This window comes from Citrobacter sp. KH_055_1, from assembly GCF_057838705.1.
Genome location: NZ_CM174473.1, coordinates 750,471 through 766,632, shown reverse-complemented (window position 1 = coordinate 766,632; position 16,162 = coordinate 750,471). Strand labels below are relative to the sequence as shown.

Genomic DNA, 16,162 nt, shown 5'->3' with positions numbered 1-16,162 from the left:
TCAAATACCGTAGGCCGGATCAGGCGAAGCCGCCATCCGGCATGATTGCCATTGCATTTTCCTGATGGCGCTACGCTTATCAGGCCTACTGGCTATATTTATCGCGCGACCCAGCCCAGGGTCCGCTCCGCCAACGCATCGCGGGCTGGCGTCAATAATTCCATCGCCATAAGACCCACGTTACGTCCAACAACCAGCGGTGCCCAGCGATTGGCAAACAGATACACCAGGCTGTTGGTCACGCCAATCGTTGTTTCGCGATCGGTCTCACGACGCTGCTGATAGCGCGACAGCACCGCATAATCACCCACGTCTTCGGCTGCAAACTGTGCCTGCGTCAACGTTTCGGCAAGGCTCATGACATCGCGCAGGCCGAGATTAAAACCTTGGCCGGCAATAGGATGCAGGGTCTGCGCCGCATTGCCCACCAGCACGGTGCGATGGCTAATCGCCTTCACCGCGGTGGTTAAAGACAGCGGATAGGCGCTACGTTTACCAGCTTGCGTAATGCGCCCAAGCCGCCAGCCAAACGTCGTTTGCAGTTCGCGACAAAACTGTTCGTCGGACCAGGCCATGATCTCATCTCGCTTTTCCAGCGGATGACACCACACCAGCGAGCAGCGCCCTTCTGACATCGGTAACATGGCCAGCGGGCCATGCTGCGTGAAACGTTCAAACGCTCGTCCGTTATGCGGGACGGAGGTGGTAACGTTGGCAATCACCGCCAGTTGTTCGTAAGGCTGCTGCTGCCAGTCAACGCCGCAGGCGGTCGCCAGCGCAGAGCGAGTGCCGTCAGCGGCTACCAGTACACGACCGGTAATCACCTCGCTATTCTCCAGCGTGACATCAACGTGCTGCTGGGTGCGCGACACGCTGGCCACCCGGTCAGGGCAATGTAGCGTGACGCCGCGCGCTTTGCGCAACAGCGCAAACAGACGCAGCCCGACGTCATGCAGTTCCACCACCTGACCCAGCGCAGGAATACGGTATTCCTGTGCATCAAGCGTCACACACCCGGCATGTCCACGGTCGCTGACGTGCACCGTGTTGATCGGGGTTGCGCAATCGGCAATGGCCTGCCAGACGCCAATTCGCGCCAGCTGCTGGCAGGTGCCTGCGGCCAACGCAATCGCCCGAGCGTCAAATCCCGGATGGCGGTCAGTATCCGGCTCGCTCGCTTCAATAAGATGGACCGGCAGCGTCCCATGACTCAGCTCTGAAATAGCCAGCGCCAGAGTCGCTCCAACCATACCACCACCGACAATAATCACGCTCATTTCAGTCGCGCCGCAGCCATCAGGGCTTCAATATCATCCGCCTTTTTCACTACGCTGGCGGTGAGGTTTTCATTACCGTCTTCGGTAATCAGGATGTCATCTTCAATACGAATGCCAATTCCGCGATAAGCCGGTGGTACGTCGGCGTCCGGCGCGATATACAGTCCTGGCTCGACGGTAAGCACCATCCCCGGTTCGAGGATACGCGAGCGATCCTGGCCATAAACGCCAACGTCATGGACATCCAGCCCCAGCCAATGGCTCAGGCCATGCATAAAGAAAGGACGCTGCGCGTTGTCGGCAATCAGTTGATCGACATCGCCGTGCAGAATACCCAGTTTAACCAGACCGGTAATCATGATGCGCACCACCTCTCCCGTCACCTCCTGGATGGACGTCCCCGGACGATACAAACGCAGGCTGGCTTCCAGTGACTCCAGCACGATGTCATAGATCTCGCGCTGGGCGGGAGTGAACTTCCCGTTGACCGGGAAGGTGCGGGTAATGTCACCAGCGTAACCTTTGTATTCGCATCCGGCGTCAATCAGCACCAAATCGCCATCGCGCATTTCACTTTCGTTTTCGGTGTAATGCAGGATGCAGCCGTTTACACCGCTGCCGACAATGGTGTTATAGGAAGGATAACGCGCACCATGACGGGTAAACTCATGATGGATCTCCCCTTCCAACTGATACTCGAACATTCCCGGACGACATTTTTCCATCGCGCGGGTATGCGCCAGCGCGCTGATTTCACCGGCACGACGCATGATTGCTATCTCTTCCGGCGATTTGAACAGGCGCATCTCGTGCACCATCGGACGCCAGTCGATAATCGCCGCAGGGGCTTTCATATTTTGTCTGGCGCCTTTGCGCAGCTTATCCATCGCCGTAAACACAATCTCATCCGCCCAGGCATATTCGCCCTGGGCGTGGTACACCGTGTCCAGACCGTTAAGCAACTGATGCAGCTGTTGGTTGATTTCGCTGAACGCTAACGCCCGATCAACACCCAGTTTCTCGGGGGCAGCATCTTGTCCCAGACGGCGACCAAACCAGATCTCCGCCGTCAGGTCACGTACCCGGTTGAACAAAACGCTATGGTTATGAGTGTCATTACTTTTAATCAGCACCAGCACGGCTTCAGGTTCGTTAAAACCGGTGAAGTACCAAAAGTCGCTGCTCTGGCGGTACGGATATTCACTGTCCGCACTGCGCGTCGCTTCTGGGGCCGCGAAAATCAGCGCAGCGCTGCCTGGCTGCATGTGCGCCAGTAATGCCTGGCGACGGCGTAAGTATTCTTGCTGAGTCATAACACTCTCCCTGGCGTTCTCGTTACTTAGTGCAGTGTCGGTTTACGTACTTCCGGCGCGGTCGGTTGCTGACGCGTAAACGTGTCATGGCACAACAGCGCAGCAACACGCACGTACTCGATGATCTCTTCAAGCGACATTTCCAGCTCTTCCTGATCTTCGTCTTCGTCATATCCCAACTGGGCGATATTGCGCAGGTCGTCAATCGCTTCGCCGGTTTCACCGGTCACTTTGTCGAGCTTGGGCTGCGTAACCCCGAGGCCCAGCAAAAAGTGATTGACCCAGCCCGCCAGCGCGTCGGCACGATCGAACACGCTGACGCCGTCGCCTTCAGGCAGATAAAGCTGAAAAAGGAAGCCGTCGTCTTCCAGGGCGTCGCTGGTCGCCGCGTGCATTTTGATCAGTGCCTGAGCCAGCTCATGGCCAAAGGCCAAACCTTCATTGGTCAGGTCGTGCAACAGCGGCTGCCATGAGCTGTCGTTGTTGCCGCCGCAAATCATCCCGCTGATCAAACCGTGCATTTCGGCCGGGGTTAATCCAGCCCCTTGTTGGTTCAAAAACTGGCTAACATCGGTGTAACCAGGCATTTCGTTCTGTATGGACATAAGCATTCGTCATCAAAGGGAGGATATTCATGTTATGCTACCACTTTGGGCCCTGGTGGACCAGAAAAGGGCTTGTATGTTCATACCAGGGTAGCTATAGTGTCGCCCCTTCGCGGACCCAAGGTCTGGAGACGAAGGCAGCGCAGTCAATCAGCAGGAAGGTGGCATGTCTGCACAACCCGTCGATATCCAAATTTTTGGCCGTTCACTGCGAGTGAATTGCCCGCCTGAACAACAAGATGCGTTGAATCAGGCTGCGGACGATCTGAATCAGCGATTGCAAGATCTGAAAGTTCGCACTAGAGTCACAAATACTGAGCAGCTGGTTTTCATCGCCGCGTTGAACATCAGCTATGAATTAACTCAGGAAAAAGCGAAGACGCGTGACTACGCGGCGAGCATGGAACAACGTATTCGGATGCTACAACAAACCATTGAACAGGCGTTGCTTGATCAGGGTCGCATAACCGAAAAAACGGGCCAAAACTTTGAATAACACTTTTCGGTTTACTGTGGTAGAGTGACCGTGAAGACAAAATTTCTCTGAGATGTTTGCAAGCGGGCCAGTCCCCTGAGCCGATATTTCATACCACAAGAATGTGGCGCTCCACGGTTGGTGAGCATGCTCGGTTCGTCCGAGAAGCCTTAAAACTGTGACGACACATTCACCTTGAACCAAGGGTTCAAGGGTTACAGCCTGCGGCGGCATCTCGGAGATTCCCTTCTACCTGGCAACAGCCATGACACTACTTTTTGAACTTCCTTTATCCCGGCAAGAAATTCGTCAACTGATTCGGCAACGTCGCCGTGCGCTAACGCCTGAGCAACAACGCCATTTCGGTCAGCAGGCCGCGAGCAGAATGCTGAGCTTCCCCCCTGTTGTACTCGCCCACACCGTGGCGGTATTTCTCTCTTTTGATGGCGAACTTGATACTCAACCGCTGATCGAACAACTGTGGCGTGCGGGCAAGCGTGTCTATCTCCCGGTTCTACATCCGTTTAGCCGCGGTAATTTACTGTTTCTGCACTATCATCCGCACAGTGATCTGGTAACTAACCGACTCAAAATCCAGGAGCCGCGACTCGATGTGCGCGACGTTTTGCCGTTATCAAAGCTGGATGTATTGATTACGCCGCTCGTGGCGTTTGATGAAGACGGACAGCGCTTAGGCATGGGCGGTGGTTTTTACGATCGCACGTTACAAAACTGGCAGCAGCATCAGATCCAGCCGGTGGGCTACGCACATGATTGCCAGCGAGTGGAGAAGTTACCGGTCGAAGAGTGGGATATTCCGCTGCCCGCGGTGGTAACACCGTCAAAAGTATGGGAATGGTAGCCTTGAATTGCCAGATGGCGCTACGCTTATCAGACCTGCGAATCATCTCGTAGGTCGGTTAAGACGCAGTCGCCACCCGGCACGATGTACCAATAATTAGTACAGCATACGCGCGCGAATCGTTCCCGGAATGGCTTTCATCGCCAGCAGCGCTTTCTCCGCCACATCCTCATCTGCCTCGATATCAATAACCACATACCCCACCTGCGCGGAAGTTTGCAGATACTGCGCGGCAATGTTAACGCCCTGCTCGGCAAAGATTTGGTTCAGCGCGGTCAGCACGCCTGGTCGGTTTTCGTGAATGTGCATCAGACGACGACCACCGTGCAGCGGCAGCGACACTTCCGGGAAGTTAACCGCCGACAGCGTAGAGCCGTTATCGGAATACTTCGTCAGCTTACCTGCCACTTCCAGACCAATGTTTTCCTGCGCTTCCAGCGTTGAACCGCCGATGTGCGGCGTCAGGATCACGTTGTCAAAATCACACAGCGGAGATGTAAACGGATCGCTGTTGCTCGCCGGCTCCGTCGGGAAGACGTCGATTGCTGCGCCAGCCAGATGCTTAGTGGCTAACGCATCGCACAGCGCAGGAATATCAACAACCGTGCCGCGCGCGGCGTTGATCAGCAGCGCACCCGGCTTCATCAGGGCAATCTCTTGTGCGCCCATCATATTCTTGGTGGAGGCATTTTCCGGCACGTGAAGGCTGACCACATCGCTCATATTGAGCAGGTCGGAAAGATGCTGTACCTGGGTGGCGTTACCCAGCGGGAGTTTGTTTTCAATATCATAGAAATAGACGTGCATCCCCAGCGATTCCGCCAGAATGCCCAACTGGGTACCAATGTGGCCGTAACCAATAATCCCCAGTTTTTTGCCACGCGCTTCAAAAGAGCCGGTAGCCAGTTTGTTCCACACTCCACGGTGCGCCTTAGCGTTCGCTTCCGGCACGCCGCGCAGCAGCAGCAACAGTTCGCCAATTACCAGTTCGGCAACGGAGCGGGTGTTAGAGAATGGTGCGTTAAACACGGGGATCCCGCGTTTTGCCGCCGCACCCAGATCAACCTGATTGGTGCCGATACAGAAGCAGCCTATCGCGACCAGTTTCTCTGCGGCGTCAATCACATCTTCAGTCAGATGAGTACGGGATCGCAGGCCAATAAAATGGGCATCACGGATGGACTCTTTCAGCTGTTCAGTGTCCAGAGCGCCTTTGTGAAACTCGATGTTGGTGTAACCTGCCGCACGAAGGCTTTCCAGTGCTTTTTGATGCACACCTTCAACCAGCAGAAACTTAATCTTTTCTTTCTCCAGTGATACCTTTGCCATTTCCCCGACCCTGTCTTTTTTTAGTTCAATCTGATGTGTTGTGTGTGGGATTTTCATCCGCCTCTTCAACATATCAAAAAAAAATATTGCGGCAATATGAACGTTTGCGTCGTCGTGCTGAAGAAGTGTCATTCAGCGGGAAATGTCAGAGTAAAATTCTGGTGATAACTTTTTCTTTGGAGGGATCGGCAGGACAATATTGTAAACGTGACACAAGTCACCAAATTTGCCCTGCCAAAATTTTTTTAACGACAGAAGATCCCGGTCGTCAGATCATTTTACGATAGTTTTCACGCCATCTGCTGTGCCGATCAGCGCAACGTCCGCCCCACGGTTGGCAAACAGACCCACGGTCACAACGCCCGGGATTGCGTTGATGGCGTTTTCCATCGCCACAGCGTCAAGGATCTCCAGACCGTGCACGTCAAGGATGACGTTGCCGTTATCAGTAACCACACCCTGACGGTATTCAGGACGACCGCCCAGCTTCACCAACTGACGAGCAACCGCACTACGCGCCATCGGGATCACTTCTACCGGCAGCGGGAAGTTACCCAGAATATCGACTTCTTTGGACGCGTCGGCGATGCAGATAAATTTCTTAGCGACGGAGGCAATGATCTTTTCGCGGGTCAGCGCTGCGCCGCCGCCTTTGATCATTTGCATGTGACCGTTGATTTCGTCCGCGCCATCAACGTACACGCCAAGGCTGTCCACTTCGTTAAGATCGAACACGTGGATACCGAGGATTTTGAGTTTTTCAGTGGAAGCGTCCGAACTGGACACTGCGCCTTCAATCTGACCTTTCATGGTGCCCAGCGCATCAATAAAGTGTGCGGCTGTTGAACCGGTACCTACGCCCACAATGGTGCCGGGCTGTACATACTGAAGTGCCGCCCATCCTACTGCTTTTTTCAGTTCATCCTGCGTCATGATCGTTTCGCCTGTGGTGTGAATGTGGTGTGGAAATTCACGCGCATTATAGAACATTGCGTAGAAAAATGTCCCCACACCCGCTCGCAGACGGCGGATTTCGTCTGTACCCAACCTAAAATTGTGTCATAGTGCAGAACACGCAAAAATATCAGGAGTACGTCAGAGCAATGAAACGTCCGGACTACAGAACACTACAAGCACTGGATGCGGTTATTCGTGAACGGGGATTTGAGCGCGCTGCGCAAAAGCTATGCATCACACAATCCGCGGTTTCACAACGCATAAAACAGCTTGAGAATATGTTCGGACAACCGCTGCTGGTGCGTACCGTACCGCCTCGCCCAACCGAGCAAGGGCAAAAGTTGCTGGCACTGTTGCGTCAGGTTGAACTGCTGGAAGACGAGTGGCTGGGAGATGAACAAACCGGCTCGACGCCGCTGCTGCTCTCCCTGGCCGTCAACGCCGACAGTCTGGCCACCTGGCTACTCCCGGCGCTGGCCCCTGTGCTGGCAAACTCACCGATTCGTCTGAACCTGCAGGTTGAAGATGAAACACGCACTCAGGAACGCCTGCGCCGCGGTGAAGTGGTGGGCGCGGTGAGTATTCAACATCAGGCGCTACCAAGCTGTCTGGTGGATAAACTCGGCGCGCTGGACTACCTGTTTGTCGGCTCAAAACCTTTTGCCGAGCGCTACTTTCCGAATGGCGTCACCCGTTCTGCCCTGCTAAAAGCGCCGGCGGTTGCGTTTGACCATCTCGACGACATGCATCAGGCTTTTCTGCAACAAAACTTCGATCTGCCACCGGGCAGCGTGCCGTGCCACATCGTTAACTCGTCGGAAGCCTTTGTGCAGCTGGCGCGCCAGGGGACAACCTGCTGCATGATCCCACACCTGCAGATCGAGAAAGAGCTGGAAAGCGGCGAGCTTATCGACTTAACGCCAGGCCTGTTCCAGCGTCGGATGCTCTATTGGCATCGCTTTGCACCGGAAAGCCGCATGATGCGCAACGTCACCGATGCGCTGCTGGCCTACGGACACAATGTGCTGCGTCAGGATTAAAGCATTTATTGCCCCTGAGTGCCGGATGGCGGCGTAACGCCTTATCCGGCCTACAACCTTATACCCTCTTTTCATGCTATTCCCGCCACGTCTTTGAAATCCATCACAAAATAAAACACGCCACGCGGCAAAAAACGACGTCTTATTGGCTATTTTTTGCTGGCGACAAGCCAGCTGAAAAAGCTCACCGTATCCGCAAAGATTCAACTTATTGCGTAATACGGAGCAAAAAATGGCCAATATGCAGGCGTGGCAAACGCTCGCCAACAAGGAACTCAGCCGACGGGAAAAAACCGTCGACTCGCTGGTAAAACAGACGGCAGAAGGGATTGCCATTAAGCCGCTGTACACCGAGGCTGATCTCGACAACCTGGAAGTGACGGGCACCCTCCCCGGCCTGGCGCCTTACGTTCGTGGCCCACGCGCCACCATGTATACCGCGCAGCCGTGGACTATTCGCCAGTACGCCGGGTTCTCTACCGCCAAAGAATCTAACGCGTTTTATCGCCGTAATCTCGCCGCCGGACAAAAAGGGCTTTCCGTCGCCTTTGACCTCGCCACTCATCGCGGCTACGACTCAGATAACCCGCGCGTGGCAGGCGACGTCGGCAAAGCGGGCGTGGCTATAGATACCGTCGAAGATATGAAGGTACTGTTCGACCAGATCCCACTGGATAAGATGTCGGTATCCATGACCATGAACGGCGCGGTACTCCCGGTGATGGCGTTTTATATCGTGGCAGCGCAGGAGCAAGGCGTCGCGCCAGAGCTGCTCACTGGCACGATACAAAACGATATTCTGAAAGAGTACCTATGCCGCAACACCTATATTTACCCGCCCAAGCCCTCTATGCGCATTATCGCTGACATCATTGCCTGGTGTTCTGACAATATGCCGCGCTTTAATACCATCAGCATCAGCGGATATCACATGGGTGAAGCGGGTGCCAACTGCGTGCAGCAGGTGGCGTTTACCCTGGCCGACGGGATTGAGTACATCAAAGCCGCGCTGTCCGCCGGACTGAAAATTGATGATTTCGCCCCACGACTGTCATTCTTCTTCGGCATTGGCATGGATCTGTTTATGAATGTCGCCATGCTGCGCGCCGCGCGTTATCTGTGGAGCGAGGCGGTCAGCGGTTTTGGCGCCACCAACCCAAAATCCCTGGCGCTACGTACCCACTGTCAGACCTCCGGCTGGAGCCTGACCGAGCAGGATCCGTACAACAACGTGGTGCGCACCACCATCGAGGCGCTGGGTGCAACCCTGGGCGGTACTCAGTCTTTGCACACCAACGCCTTTGATGAAGCGCTCGGCCTGCCAACTGACTTTTCCGCCCGCATCGCGCGCAATACGCAGATCATCATTCAGGAGGAGTCGGAGATCTGCCGCACCGTCGATCCGCTGGCCGGATCGTATTATGTGGAGTCGCTGACCGATCAGATCGTTAAGCAAGCACGGGCGATCATCGAACAGATCGATGAAGCGGGTGGAATGGCGAAAGCGATAGAAGCGGGTTTACCAAAACGGATGATCGAAGAAGCTTCCGCCCGCGAACAATCACTCATCGACCAGGGCCAGCGCGTTATCGTTGGCGTGAACAAATACAAGCTGGATAAAGAAGACGCCACGTCGGTATTGGAAATCGACAACGTCAAGGTGCGCAACGAGCAGATTGCCTCGCTGCAACACATCCGCGCGACCCGTGACGATATTGCGGTGAAAGCCACGCTGAAAGCTTTGACCCACGCAGCGCGGCACAATGAAAACCTGCTCGCCGCCGCAATAGATGCCGCGCGCGTTCGCGCCACGCTGGGTGAAATCTCTGACGCACTGGAGTCCGCTTTTGACCGTTACCTGGTACCAAGCCAGTGTGTTACCGGAGTGATTGCGCAAAGCTACCACCAGTCTGAAAAATCCGCCGACGAGTTTGACGCCATTGTTGCGCAAACTGAAAAATTTCTCGCCGATAACGGCCGCCGCCCGCGCATTCTGGTCGCTAAGATGGGTCAGGACGGTCACGATCGCGGCGCCAAAGTGATCGCCAGCGCCTATTCCGATCTCGGTTTCGATGTTGACCTCAGCCCGATGTTCTCCACGCCGGAAGAGATCGCTCGCCTGGCGGTAGAAAACGATGTACACGTGGTTGGCGCCTCTTCACTGGCGGCGGGTCATAAAACGTTGATCCCCGAACTGGTGGCGGCGCTCAAAAGCTGGGGGCGCGAGGACATTTGCGTGGTAGCCGGCGGCGTCATCCCACCGCAGGATTACGCCTTCCTGCAAGCGCGCGGTGTCGCCGCTATTTATGGTCCCGGTACGCCGATGCTCGACAGCGTACGCGATGTATTAACCCGCATTGGTCAGCACCATGATTAGCAGCGCCACGCTGGCTGATAGCATCCAGCGTCTACGTCTGGGGGAGCGCGCCACGCTCGCCCAGGCCATGACGCTGGTCGAGAGCCAGCATCCGCGTCATCAGCTACTCAGCACACAGCTGCTGGACGCCATTATACCGTTCACCGGTAACGCCCTGCGTCTGGGCATTACCGGCACGCCGGGCGCGGGGAAAAGCACCTTTCTGGAAGCCTTTGGCATGCTACTGATCCGTAAGGGATTGCGGGTGGCGGTGATCGCTGTCGATCCCAGCAGTCCGGTCAGCGGCGGTAGCATTCTGGGCGATAAAACCCGTATGACGGAACTGGCGCGTGCGGATGCCGCGTTTATTCGACCGGTTCCTTCCAGCGGGCATTTGGGCGGTGCCAGCCAGCGCGCCCGGGAATTAATGCTGCTGTGCGAAGCGGCAGGCTTCGACGTAGTGATCGTCGAAACCGTCGGCGTTGGGCAGTCCGAAACAGAAGTCGCCAGCATGGTTGATTGCTTTCTCTCGCTGCAAATAGCCGGCGGCGGTGACGATCTGCAGGGTATCAAAAAAGGCATCATGGAGATGGCGGATCTGGTCATCATCAACAAGGATGACGGGGACAACCGCGCCAACGTCGCCATCACCCGCCATATGTATGATTCCGCCCTGCACATTCTCCGCCGCAAGTATGACGAGTGGCAGCCGCAGGCTCTGGCCTGCAGCGCGCTGGAAAAACGCGGCATTGAAGAAATCTGGCAGGCCATCATCGATTTTAAAACATGCCTTATAGCCAGCGGGCGGCTGGAAAAAGTCCGCCAGCAGCAGGCGGTGGACTGGTTACAGAAACAGGCCGAAGAAGAGGCGCTGCACCTGTTATTTTCCCGCACTGATTTCGATCGCTATTTCCAGCAAACGCTGCGCTCGGTCAGGAACAATGACCTTTCGCCACGTACCGGCCTGCGACACATCAGCGAATTTATCCAACATCATTACTTTGATTAAAGAGAACATTATGTCCTATCAATACGTCAACGTCGTCATCATCCAGAAAGTCGCGGTCATTGAATTCAACTATGCCCGCAAGCTTAACGCCCTGAGCAAAGTGTTTATTGACGATCTTATGCTGGCGCTGAACGATCTCAATCGTCCAGAAATTCGCTGTATTATTCTGCGCGCACCGAGCGGGGCCAAAGTGTTCTCTGCTGGACATGATATTCATGAACTCCCTACCGGACGTCGCGATCCGCTGTCCTATGACGATCCGCTGCGCCAGATCACCCGCATGATCCAAAAGTACCCGAAACCTATTATCTCGATGGTTGAAGGCAGCGTCTGGGGCGGTGCATTCGAGATGATCATGAGTTCCGATCTCATCATCTCTGCCGAGACCTCGACGTTCTCGATGACGCCGGTCAATCTCGGCGTGCCATATAACCTGGTGGGTATTCACAACCTGACCCGTGATGCGGGTTTTCATATCGTCAAAGAGCTGATTTTCACCGCCCTACCGATTACCGCCCAGCGCGCGCTGGCGGTAGGTATTCTCAACCATGTGGTCGCCGTCGACGAGCTGGAAGATTTTACTCTGCAAATGGCGCATCACATCTCAGAAAAAGCGCCGCTGGCGATTGCCGTGATCAAAGAAGAACTGCGCGTGCTGGGCGAAGCGCACACCATGAATTCCGATGAATTTGAACGCATCCAGGGCATGCGCCGCGCGGTTTACGACAGCAATGACTATCAGGAAGGGATGAATGCGTTTTTAGAAAAACGGAAACCGAATTTCGTCGGCCATTAATCGCGGTCAGCTAAAGGAAAAGCCATGAAACGGATGAGCGCCGAACAGGCGGCAGAAATTATTCAGCATGATGATATGGTGGCGTTCAGCGGCTTTACACCTGCGGGTTCACCAAAGGCGTTGCCCGCAGCGATTGCCCGGCAAGCCAGCGAACTGCATCAGGTAGGGCAGCCTTTTCAGATCCGCCTGCTGACCGGCGCGTCAATTAGCGCTGCCGCAGATGACGCGCTCTCTGAGGCGGATGCCGTTTCCTGGCGCGCGCCTTATCAAACCTCATCTGGCCTGCGTCAGAAAATTAATCAAGGCCAGGTGAGGTTTGTCGATCTCCATCTCAGTGAAGTCGCACAGATGGTTAATTACGGCTTCTTTGGCGAGATTGATGTTGCTGTTATAGAGGCCTCAGCCATTGCACCGGACGGCAGGATCTGGCTGACCAGCGGGATCGGCAATGCGCCAACCTGGCTGCTACGGGCGAAAAAAGTCATTATTGAGCTGAATCATTATCACAATCCACGCGTAGCGGAACTGGCCGACATTGTGATACCAGGCGCGCCGCCGCGTCGTAACAGCGTCCCCATTTTTCATACCATGGATCGCATCGGCAGCCAGTGCGTCCAGATAGACCCGAAAAAAATCGTCGCTCTGGTGGAAACGAACCTGCCCGATGCCGGCAGTGCGTCGGATAAAACCAATCCGCTCTGCCAGCAAATTGCCGATAACGTGGTGAGCTTTCTGCTGGCGGAAATGGCGCACAAACGTATTCCACCTGAGTTTCTTCCCTTGCAAAGCGGCGTCGGCAATATTAATAACGCGGTGATGGCGCGACTGGGCGAGAATCCGGAAATTCCCCCCTTTATGATGTACTCCGAGGTACTGCAGGAGTCGGTCGTAAATCTGCTGGAAACGGGCAAGATTACCGGTGCCAGCGCCTCCAGCCTGACGATTTCTGCCGCCTCACTGCAGAAGATTTATGCCAATATGGATTTCTTCGCCAGCCGCATTGTGCTGCGCCCGCAGGAGATCTCCAATAACCCGGAGATCATCCGCCGGCTGGGGGTGATTGCGCTGAATGTCGGCCTGGAGTTTGATATCTATGGCCATGCCAACTCCACGCACGTTGCAGGGGTAAACCTGATGAACGGCATCGGCGGCAGCGGGGATTTTGAGCGCAACGCCTATCTGTCTATTTTTATGGCCCCGTCGATTGCCAAAGACGGGAAAATCTCGACGATCGTCCCGATGTGCAGCCACGTCGATCACAGCGAACACAGCGTCAAAGTGATCGTTACCGAACAAGGGATTGCCGATCTGCGTGGGTTATCGCCGCTGCAACGAGCGCACACCATCATCGACAACTGCGCGCACCCGCTGTACCGCGACTACCTGCATCGCTATCTGGAACAGGCACCCGGCGGGCATATTCATCACGATCTCAGCCACGCATTTGATCTGCACCGCAACCTGCTCGAAACAGGATCAATGCTGGGTTAATCTGCCGTACCGTCACGATCTTCAGCAATATGCTGGAGCATCGTGGCGGTATAACGATGATTTTTCAGCGAATAGAGAAATTCCTGCATGAACATCGGGCTGCCGGGCGCATCAAAATATTTCAGCGTTGCCGGATTCACCAGCCGCCAGGCAAAATGGGGGATCACCGTCAGAAAATGTCCGCGCTCCACCGCACTCACCTTAGCCATAAAGCTATATGGACGATAGATAATGGTTGGATTGATCCCACTGGGCCGCATGTAGGCATCCAGCATGGCTTCAAAATTAGCGCGGTTCTGGAAGCGCATTTGCAGCCAGGGTAATTCCCGCAGCAGATCCTGAGGCTGCTTTTCTTCGTAACGACGGGACACCAGGAACCCCAGGCGCAGGGGAGGCAGTTCGCTCACCGCCAGATTTTCCAGCTCCTGAACGCGCGAAGAAACATGCTGCGGCGAAATAATAAAATCCAGCTGTCGGTCGAACAGATTATCAATCACCCCATTCTCACTGAATTCAACGGCCTGAGCCGTCACGCCTTCATATTTATCACCAAGGCTAATCAACTGGTCGAAAATGATGGTCGGATAGGTATTGTCGATGCCGATAACGATTTCACGCGAACGACGCGAGGAAGTATGGATTTCGTTATCAATGGCGGACAAACGCTGATAGACGGGAAACAGTTTCTGATACAGCTCCTGCCCGGCTTTGTTGAGACTGATGTTGTTATCTTTACGGGTAAACAGCGTATAGCCGATTTGATCTTCCAGTGCAGCAATGCTTTTGCCAAAGGGCGATGCGGTCATGTGGATTTTTTCTGCTGCTCTGGCGATATTATTGGTTTGCGCCAGCAGAATAAAATTACGCATCTTTTTCGAGATAAAAATATCCATAGTCACCTCATAAAATCACTATGGCATATCCTCATGCAGCCCCAAAAAAGACGCACGACGCGGTCGCATTTTTACAGTTGATCACATAAAAAACCCGGCTGAAAAGCCGGGTCTGAAAAGATTACTGCGTTTTGGCAGGTGTTGTCGCTGGCTGACTTGCCGCAGGCTCTATCTGGAAGACCACATCGACCTGATCGTCAAACTGAATGACCGGCTGCTCGTAGGTTTCCTGCGCCGATGCTGCAGGCGCTGCGTCGGCTTTCATCATCCGTACCATTGGGCTTGGCTGATAATTCGACACGTGGTAGCGCACGCTGTAAACCGGGCCGAGTTTGCTGCTAAAGCCCGCCGCCAGTTGTTCAGCCTGATGAATCGCATCATCAATGGCCGCTTTACGCGCTTTATCTTTGTAGGCATCCGGCTGGGCAACACCCAGCGACACTGAACGAATCTCGTTCAGACCCGCTTTCAGCGCGCCATCCAGCAGCGCGTTGAGTTTGTCCAGTTGACGCAGAGTCACCTCAACGGTGCGCACCGCACGATAGCCTTTGAGTACGCTTTTACCATTCTGGTAATCGTAATCCGGCTGGGTACGCAGGTTTGCAGAGCTGATGTCTTTTTTCGCTATCTGGTTTTGTTCCAGGAAGGAAAGGTATTGCGCGACGCGTTCGTCAGCCTGTTTCTTTGCTGAGGCCGCATCCTTTGCCGCCACGTTGACTTCAATTGCCAGCGTCGCAATATCAGGTGTCGCGTCCACGCTTGCCGTTCCGGAAGTCACGATGTGCGGTCCATTCGGCAATTCATTTGCCTGTACTGTAAGTGCACTGAATCCGACTAATGCCGCCAGGGCCATTATTTTGAACTTCACTGTCGTTCCTCCATGTTTCATTATTTACCCCGAAACTCAGGGCGCATGCAGGCAAGCTTAGCGGATCTCAGCCTGTTGTCCATCAGACAACACTTAGTTGAACAGCGCATCTACGTGCGCAACGCCTTCTTTTGCCAGTTGAAAAGCAATAAACCACATCACGAGTCCCACCAGCGTATTGATGATTCGTTGTGCTTTGGCGGTGCGTAGACGAGGCGCCAGCCAGGCCGCCAGCAGCGCCAGGCCAAAGAACCACAGGAACGATGCGCTAACAGTACCCAGAGCAAACCAGCGCTTCGGCTCGACGTCCAGTTGACCGCCAAGGCTGCCCAGCACCACGAAGGTATCGAGATAGACATGCGGGTTAAGCCACGTCACCGCCAGCATCGTAGCGATAATTTTCCAGCGCCCCTGCTTCATCACCTCGGCACTGGCCAGCTCCAGATTACTGCTCATCGCCGTTTTTAGCGCGCCGAAACCGTACCAGAGTAAGAAAGCCACGCCGCCCCAGGTTACCAGCGCCATCAGCCATGGCGATTGCATCAGCAAGGCGCTGCCGCCAAAGATCCCCGCGCAGATCAGCAGTAAATCGCTGATGGCACAAAGTAAGGCGATCATAATGTGATACTGCCGACGAATACCCTGATTCATCACGAAAGCATTTTGCGGGCCGAGCGGAAGTATCATCGCTGCGCCAAGCGCAAGCCCTTGAAAATAATATGATAACACGTTGAATATCCCGAACTGTTTCTCTTAAGCGCAGACTATAACGCGGGATAATCATTAGCGGAAATTGATAATATTAATCAGGTATAAGAGGAATTAATACCCGGAGAGAAAACGCCGGATGGCGGCTGACGCCTTATCCGGCCTACAGGTTTTGTAGGCCCG

At 54.7% G+C, this 16,162-nt stretch carries 15 protein-coding genes and 1 other RNA gene; 8 read left to right on the top strand and 8 right to left on the bottom strand.

The features are described 5' to 3' along the window. Positions 1-98: 98 nt before the first annotated feature. From ubiH to AC3ITF_RS03780, 3 genes are read right to left on the bottom strand one after another with little or no spacing between them, the layout of a single operon-like run. Positions 99-1,277 carry a 2-octaprenyl-6-methoxyphenyl hydroxylase gene (gene ubiH, locus AC3ITF_RS03790; RefSeq protein ID WP_489176144.1) on the bottom strand — a complete coding sequence of 393 codons (1,179 nt, stop codon included), beginning with the start codon at positions 1,275-1,277 and terminating at the stop codon, positions 99-101. Next, a complete protein-coding gene (pepP, locus tag AC3ITF_RS03785) occupies positions 1,274-2,590 on the bottom strand; it encodes a Xaa-Pro aminopeptidase (RefSeq protein WP_181630251.1) in 1,317 nt (438 codons plus the stop codon). Before pepP ends, ubiH begins: the two co-directional genes overlap by 4 nt. A 26-nt stretch (positions 2,591-2,616) precedes the next feature. Then, the gene (locus tag AC3ITF_RS03780) at positions 2,617-3,195 is read right to left on the bottom strand and encodes a YecA/YgfB family protein (protein ID WP_135911444.1); all 579 of its coding nucleotides are present in this window, start codon (positions 3,193-3,195) and stop codon (positions 2,617-2,619) included. A 166-nt stretch (positions 3,196-3,361) separates the two neighbouring features. On the opposite strand from AC3ITF_RS03780, the gene zapA reads away from it, so the two are divergent. The 3 genes from zapA (at position 3,362) to AC3ITF_RS03765 (ending at position 4,532) form a co-directional block, all read left to right on the top strand. Beyond that, complete coding sequence (zapA, locus tag AC3ITF_RS03775) at positions 3,362-3,691, top strand: cell division protein ZapA (RefSeq protein WP_096755784.1); 330 nt, start codon at positions 3,362-3,364, stop codon at positions 3,689-3,691. A gap of 41 nt (positions 3,692-3,732) precedes the next feature. After that, positions 3,733-3,916: non-coding RNA, 6S RNA (ssrS, locus tag AC3ITF_RS03770), on the top strand. 19 nt (positions 3,917-3,935) lie between these two features. Then, on the top strand, positions 3,936-4,532 hold the full coding sequence (locus AC3ITF_RS03765; RefSeq protein ID WP_489176143.1) for a 5-formyltetrahydrofolate cyclo-ligase: 597 nt from the start codon (positions 3,936-3,938) through the stop codon (positions 4,530-4,532). 96 nt (positions 4,533-4,628) lie between these two features. Here the strand turns inward: AC3ITF_RS03765 and serA are convergent, their stop codons facing one another. Together serA and rpiA are read right to left on the bottom strand one after the other, a co-directional pair. Continuing rightward, on the bottom strand, positions 4,629-5,861 hold the full coding sequence (gene serA, locus AC3ITF_RS03760) for a phosphoglycerate dehydrogenase (protein ID WP_096755782.1): 1,233 nt from the start codon (positions 5,859-5,861) through the stop codon (positions 4,629-4,631). Positions 5,862-6,134: 273 nt separating this feature from the next. Next, positions 6,135-6,794: a ribose-5-phosphate isomerase RpiA gene (gene rpiA / locus AC3ITF_RS03755; RefSeq protein WP_489176142.1), complete on the bottom strand. Its 660-nt coding sequence runs from the start codon at positions 6,792-6,794 to the stop codon at positions 6,135-6,137. Positions 6,795-6,964: 170 nt separating this feature from the next. Here rpiA and argP point away from each other — a divergent pair, with 170 nt between their 5' ends. From argP to scpC, 5 genes are all read left to right on the top strand, one after another. Further along, positions 6,965-7,858, top strand: coding sequence for a DNA-binding transcriptional regulator ArgP (argP, locus tag AC3ITF_RS03750; RefSeq protein WP_003825477.1), 894 nt, complete (start codon positions 6,965-6,967; stop codon positions 7,856-7,858). A 232-nt stretch (positions 7,859-8,090) separates the two neighbouring features. Then, the gene (gene scpA, locus AC3ITF_RS03745; protein ID WP_096755780.1) at positions 8,091-10,235 is read left to right on the top strand and encodes a methylmalonyl-CoA mutase; all 2,145 of its coding nucleotides are present in this window, start codon (positions 8,091-8,093) and stop codon (positions 10,233-10,235) included. Continuing rightward, positions 10,228-11,223, top strand: a complete 996-nt coding sequence (gene meaB / locus AC3ITF_RS03740; RefSeq protein WP_137399029.1) for a methylmalonyl Co-A mutase-associated GTPase MeaB — start codon at positions 10,228-10,230, stop codon at positions 11,221-11,223. Before scpA ends, meaB begins: the two co-directional genes overlap by 8 nt. A gap of 10 nt (positions 11,224-11,233) precedes the next feature. Continuing rightward, a complete protein-coding gene (gene scpB, locus AC3ITF_RS03735; RefSeq protein ID WP_096755778.1) occupies positions 11,234-12,019 on the top strand; it encodes a methylmalonyl-CoA decarboxylase in 786 nt (261 codons plus the stop codon). 24 nt (positions 12,020-12,043) lie between these two features. After that, complete coding sequence (gene scpC / locus AC3ITF_RS03730) at positions 12,044-13,510, top strand: succinyl-CoA:acetate CoA-transferase ScpC (protein WP_117342632.1); 1,467 nt, start codon at positions 12,044-12,046, stop codon at positions 13,508-13,510. Here scpC and srsR read toward each other — a convergent pair. The 3 genes from srsR to argO form a co-directional block, all read right to left on the bottom strand. Beyond that, positions 13,507-14,403: a LysR family transcriptional regulator SrsR gene (srsR, locus tag AC3ITF_RS03725; RefSeq protein WP_137362200.1), complete on the bottom strand. Its 897-nt coding sequence runs from the start codon at positions 14,401-14,403 to the stop codon at positions 13,507-13,509. The two genes, scpC and srsR, sit on opposite strands and share 4 nt — an antisense overlap. Positions 14,404-14,524: 121 nt before the next feature. Then, positions 14,525-15,271: an oxidative stress defense protein gene (locus AC3ITF_RS03720; protein ID WP_489176141.1), complete on the bottom strand. Its 747-nt coding sequence runs from the start codon at positions 15,269-15,271 to the stop codon at positions 14,525-14,527. A gap of 93 nt (positions 15,272-15,364) precedes the next feature. Further along, complete coding sequence (gene argO, locus AC3ITF_RS03715) at positions 15,365-16,000, bottom strand: arginine exporter ArgO (protein ID WP_096755774.1); 636 nt, start codon at positions 15,998-16,000, stop codon at positions 15,365-15,367. Positions 16,001-16,162 lie beyond the last annotated feature (162 nt).

Coding starts and splice junctions, on each gene's coding strand:
- ubiH (WP_489176144.1), bottom strand. CDS start 1,277: ATGAGCGTGATTATTGTCGGTGGTGGTATGGTTGGAGCGACTCTGGCG.
- pepP (WP_181630251.1), bottom strand. CDS start 2,590: ATGACTCAGCAAGAATACTTACGCCGTCGCCAGGCATTACTGGCGCAC.
- AC3ITF_RS03780 (WP_135911444.1), bottom strand. CDS start 3,195: ATGTCCATACAGAACGAAATGCCTGGTTACACCGATGTTAGCCAGTTT.
- zapA (WP_096755784.1), top strand. CDS start 3,362: ATGTCTGCACAACCCGTCGATATCCAAATTTTTGGCCGTTCACTGCGA.
- AC3ITF_RS03765 (WP_489176143.1), top strand. CDS start 3,936: ATGACACTACTTTTTGAACTTCCTTTATCCCGGCAAGAAATTCGTCAA.
- serA (WP_096755782.1), bottom strand. CDS start 5,861: ATGGCAAAGGTATCACTGGAGAAAGAAAAGATTAAGTTTCTGCTGGTT.
- rpiA (WP_489176142.1), bottom strand. CDS start 6,794: ATGACGCAGGATGAACTGAAAAAAGCAGTAGGATGGGCGGCACTTCAG.
- argP (WP_003825477.1), top strand. CDS start 6,965: ATGAAACGTCCGGACTACAGAACACTACAAGCACTGGATGCGGTTATT.
- scpA (WP_096755780.1), top strand. CDS start 8,091: ATGGCCAATATGCAGGCGTGGCAAACGCTCGCCAACAAGGAACTCAGC.
- meaB (WP_137399029.1), top strand. CDS start 10,228: ATGATTAGCAGCGCCACGCTGGCTGATAGCATCCAGCGTCTACGTCTG.
- scpB (WP_096755778.1), top strand. CDS start 11,234: ATGTCCTATCAATACGTCAACGTCGTCATCATCCAGAAAGTCGCGGTC.
- scpC (WP_117342632.1), top strand. CDS start 12,044: ATGAAACGGATGAGCGCCGAACAGGCGGCAGAAATTATTCAGCATGAT.
- srsR (WP_137362200.1), bottom strand. CDS start 14,403: ATGGATATTTTTATCTCGAAAAAGATGCGTAATTTTATTCTGCTGGCG.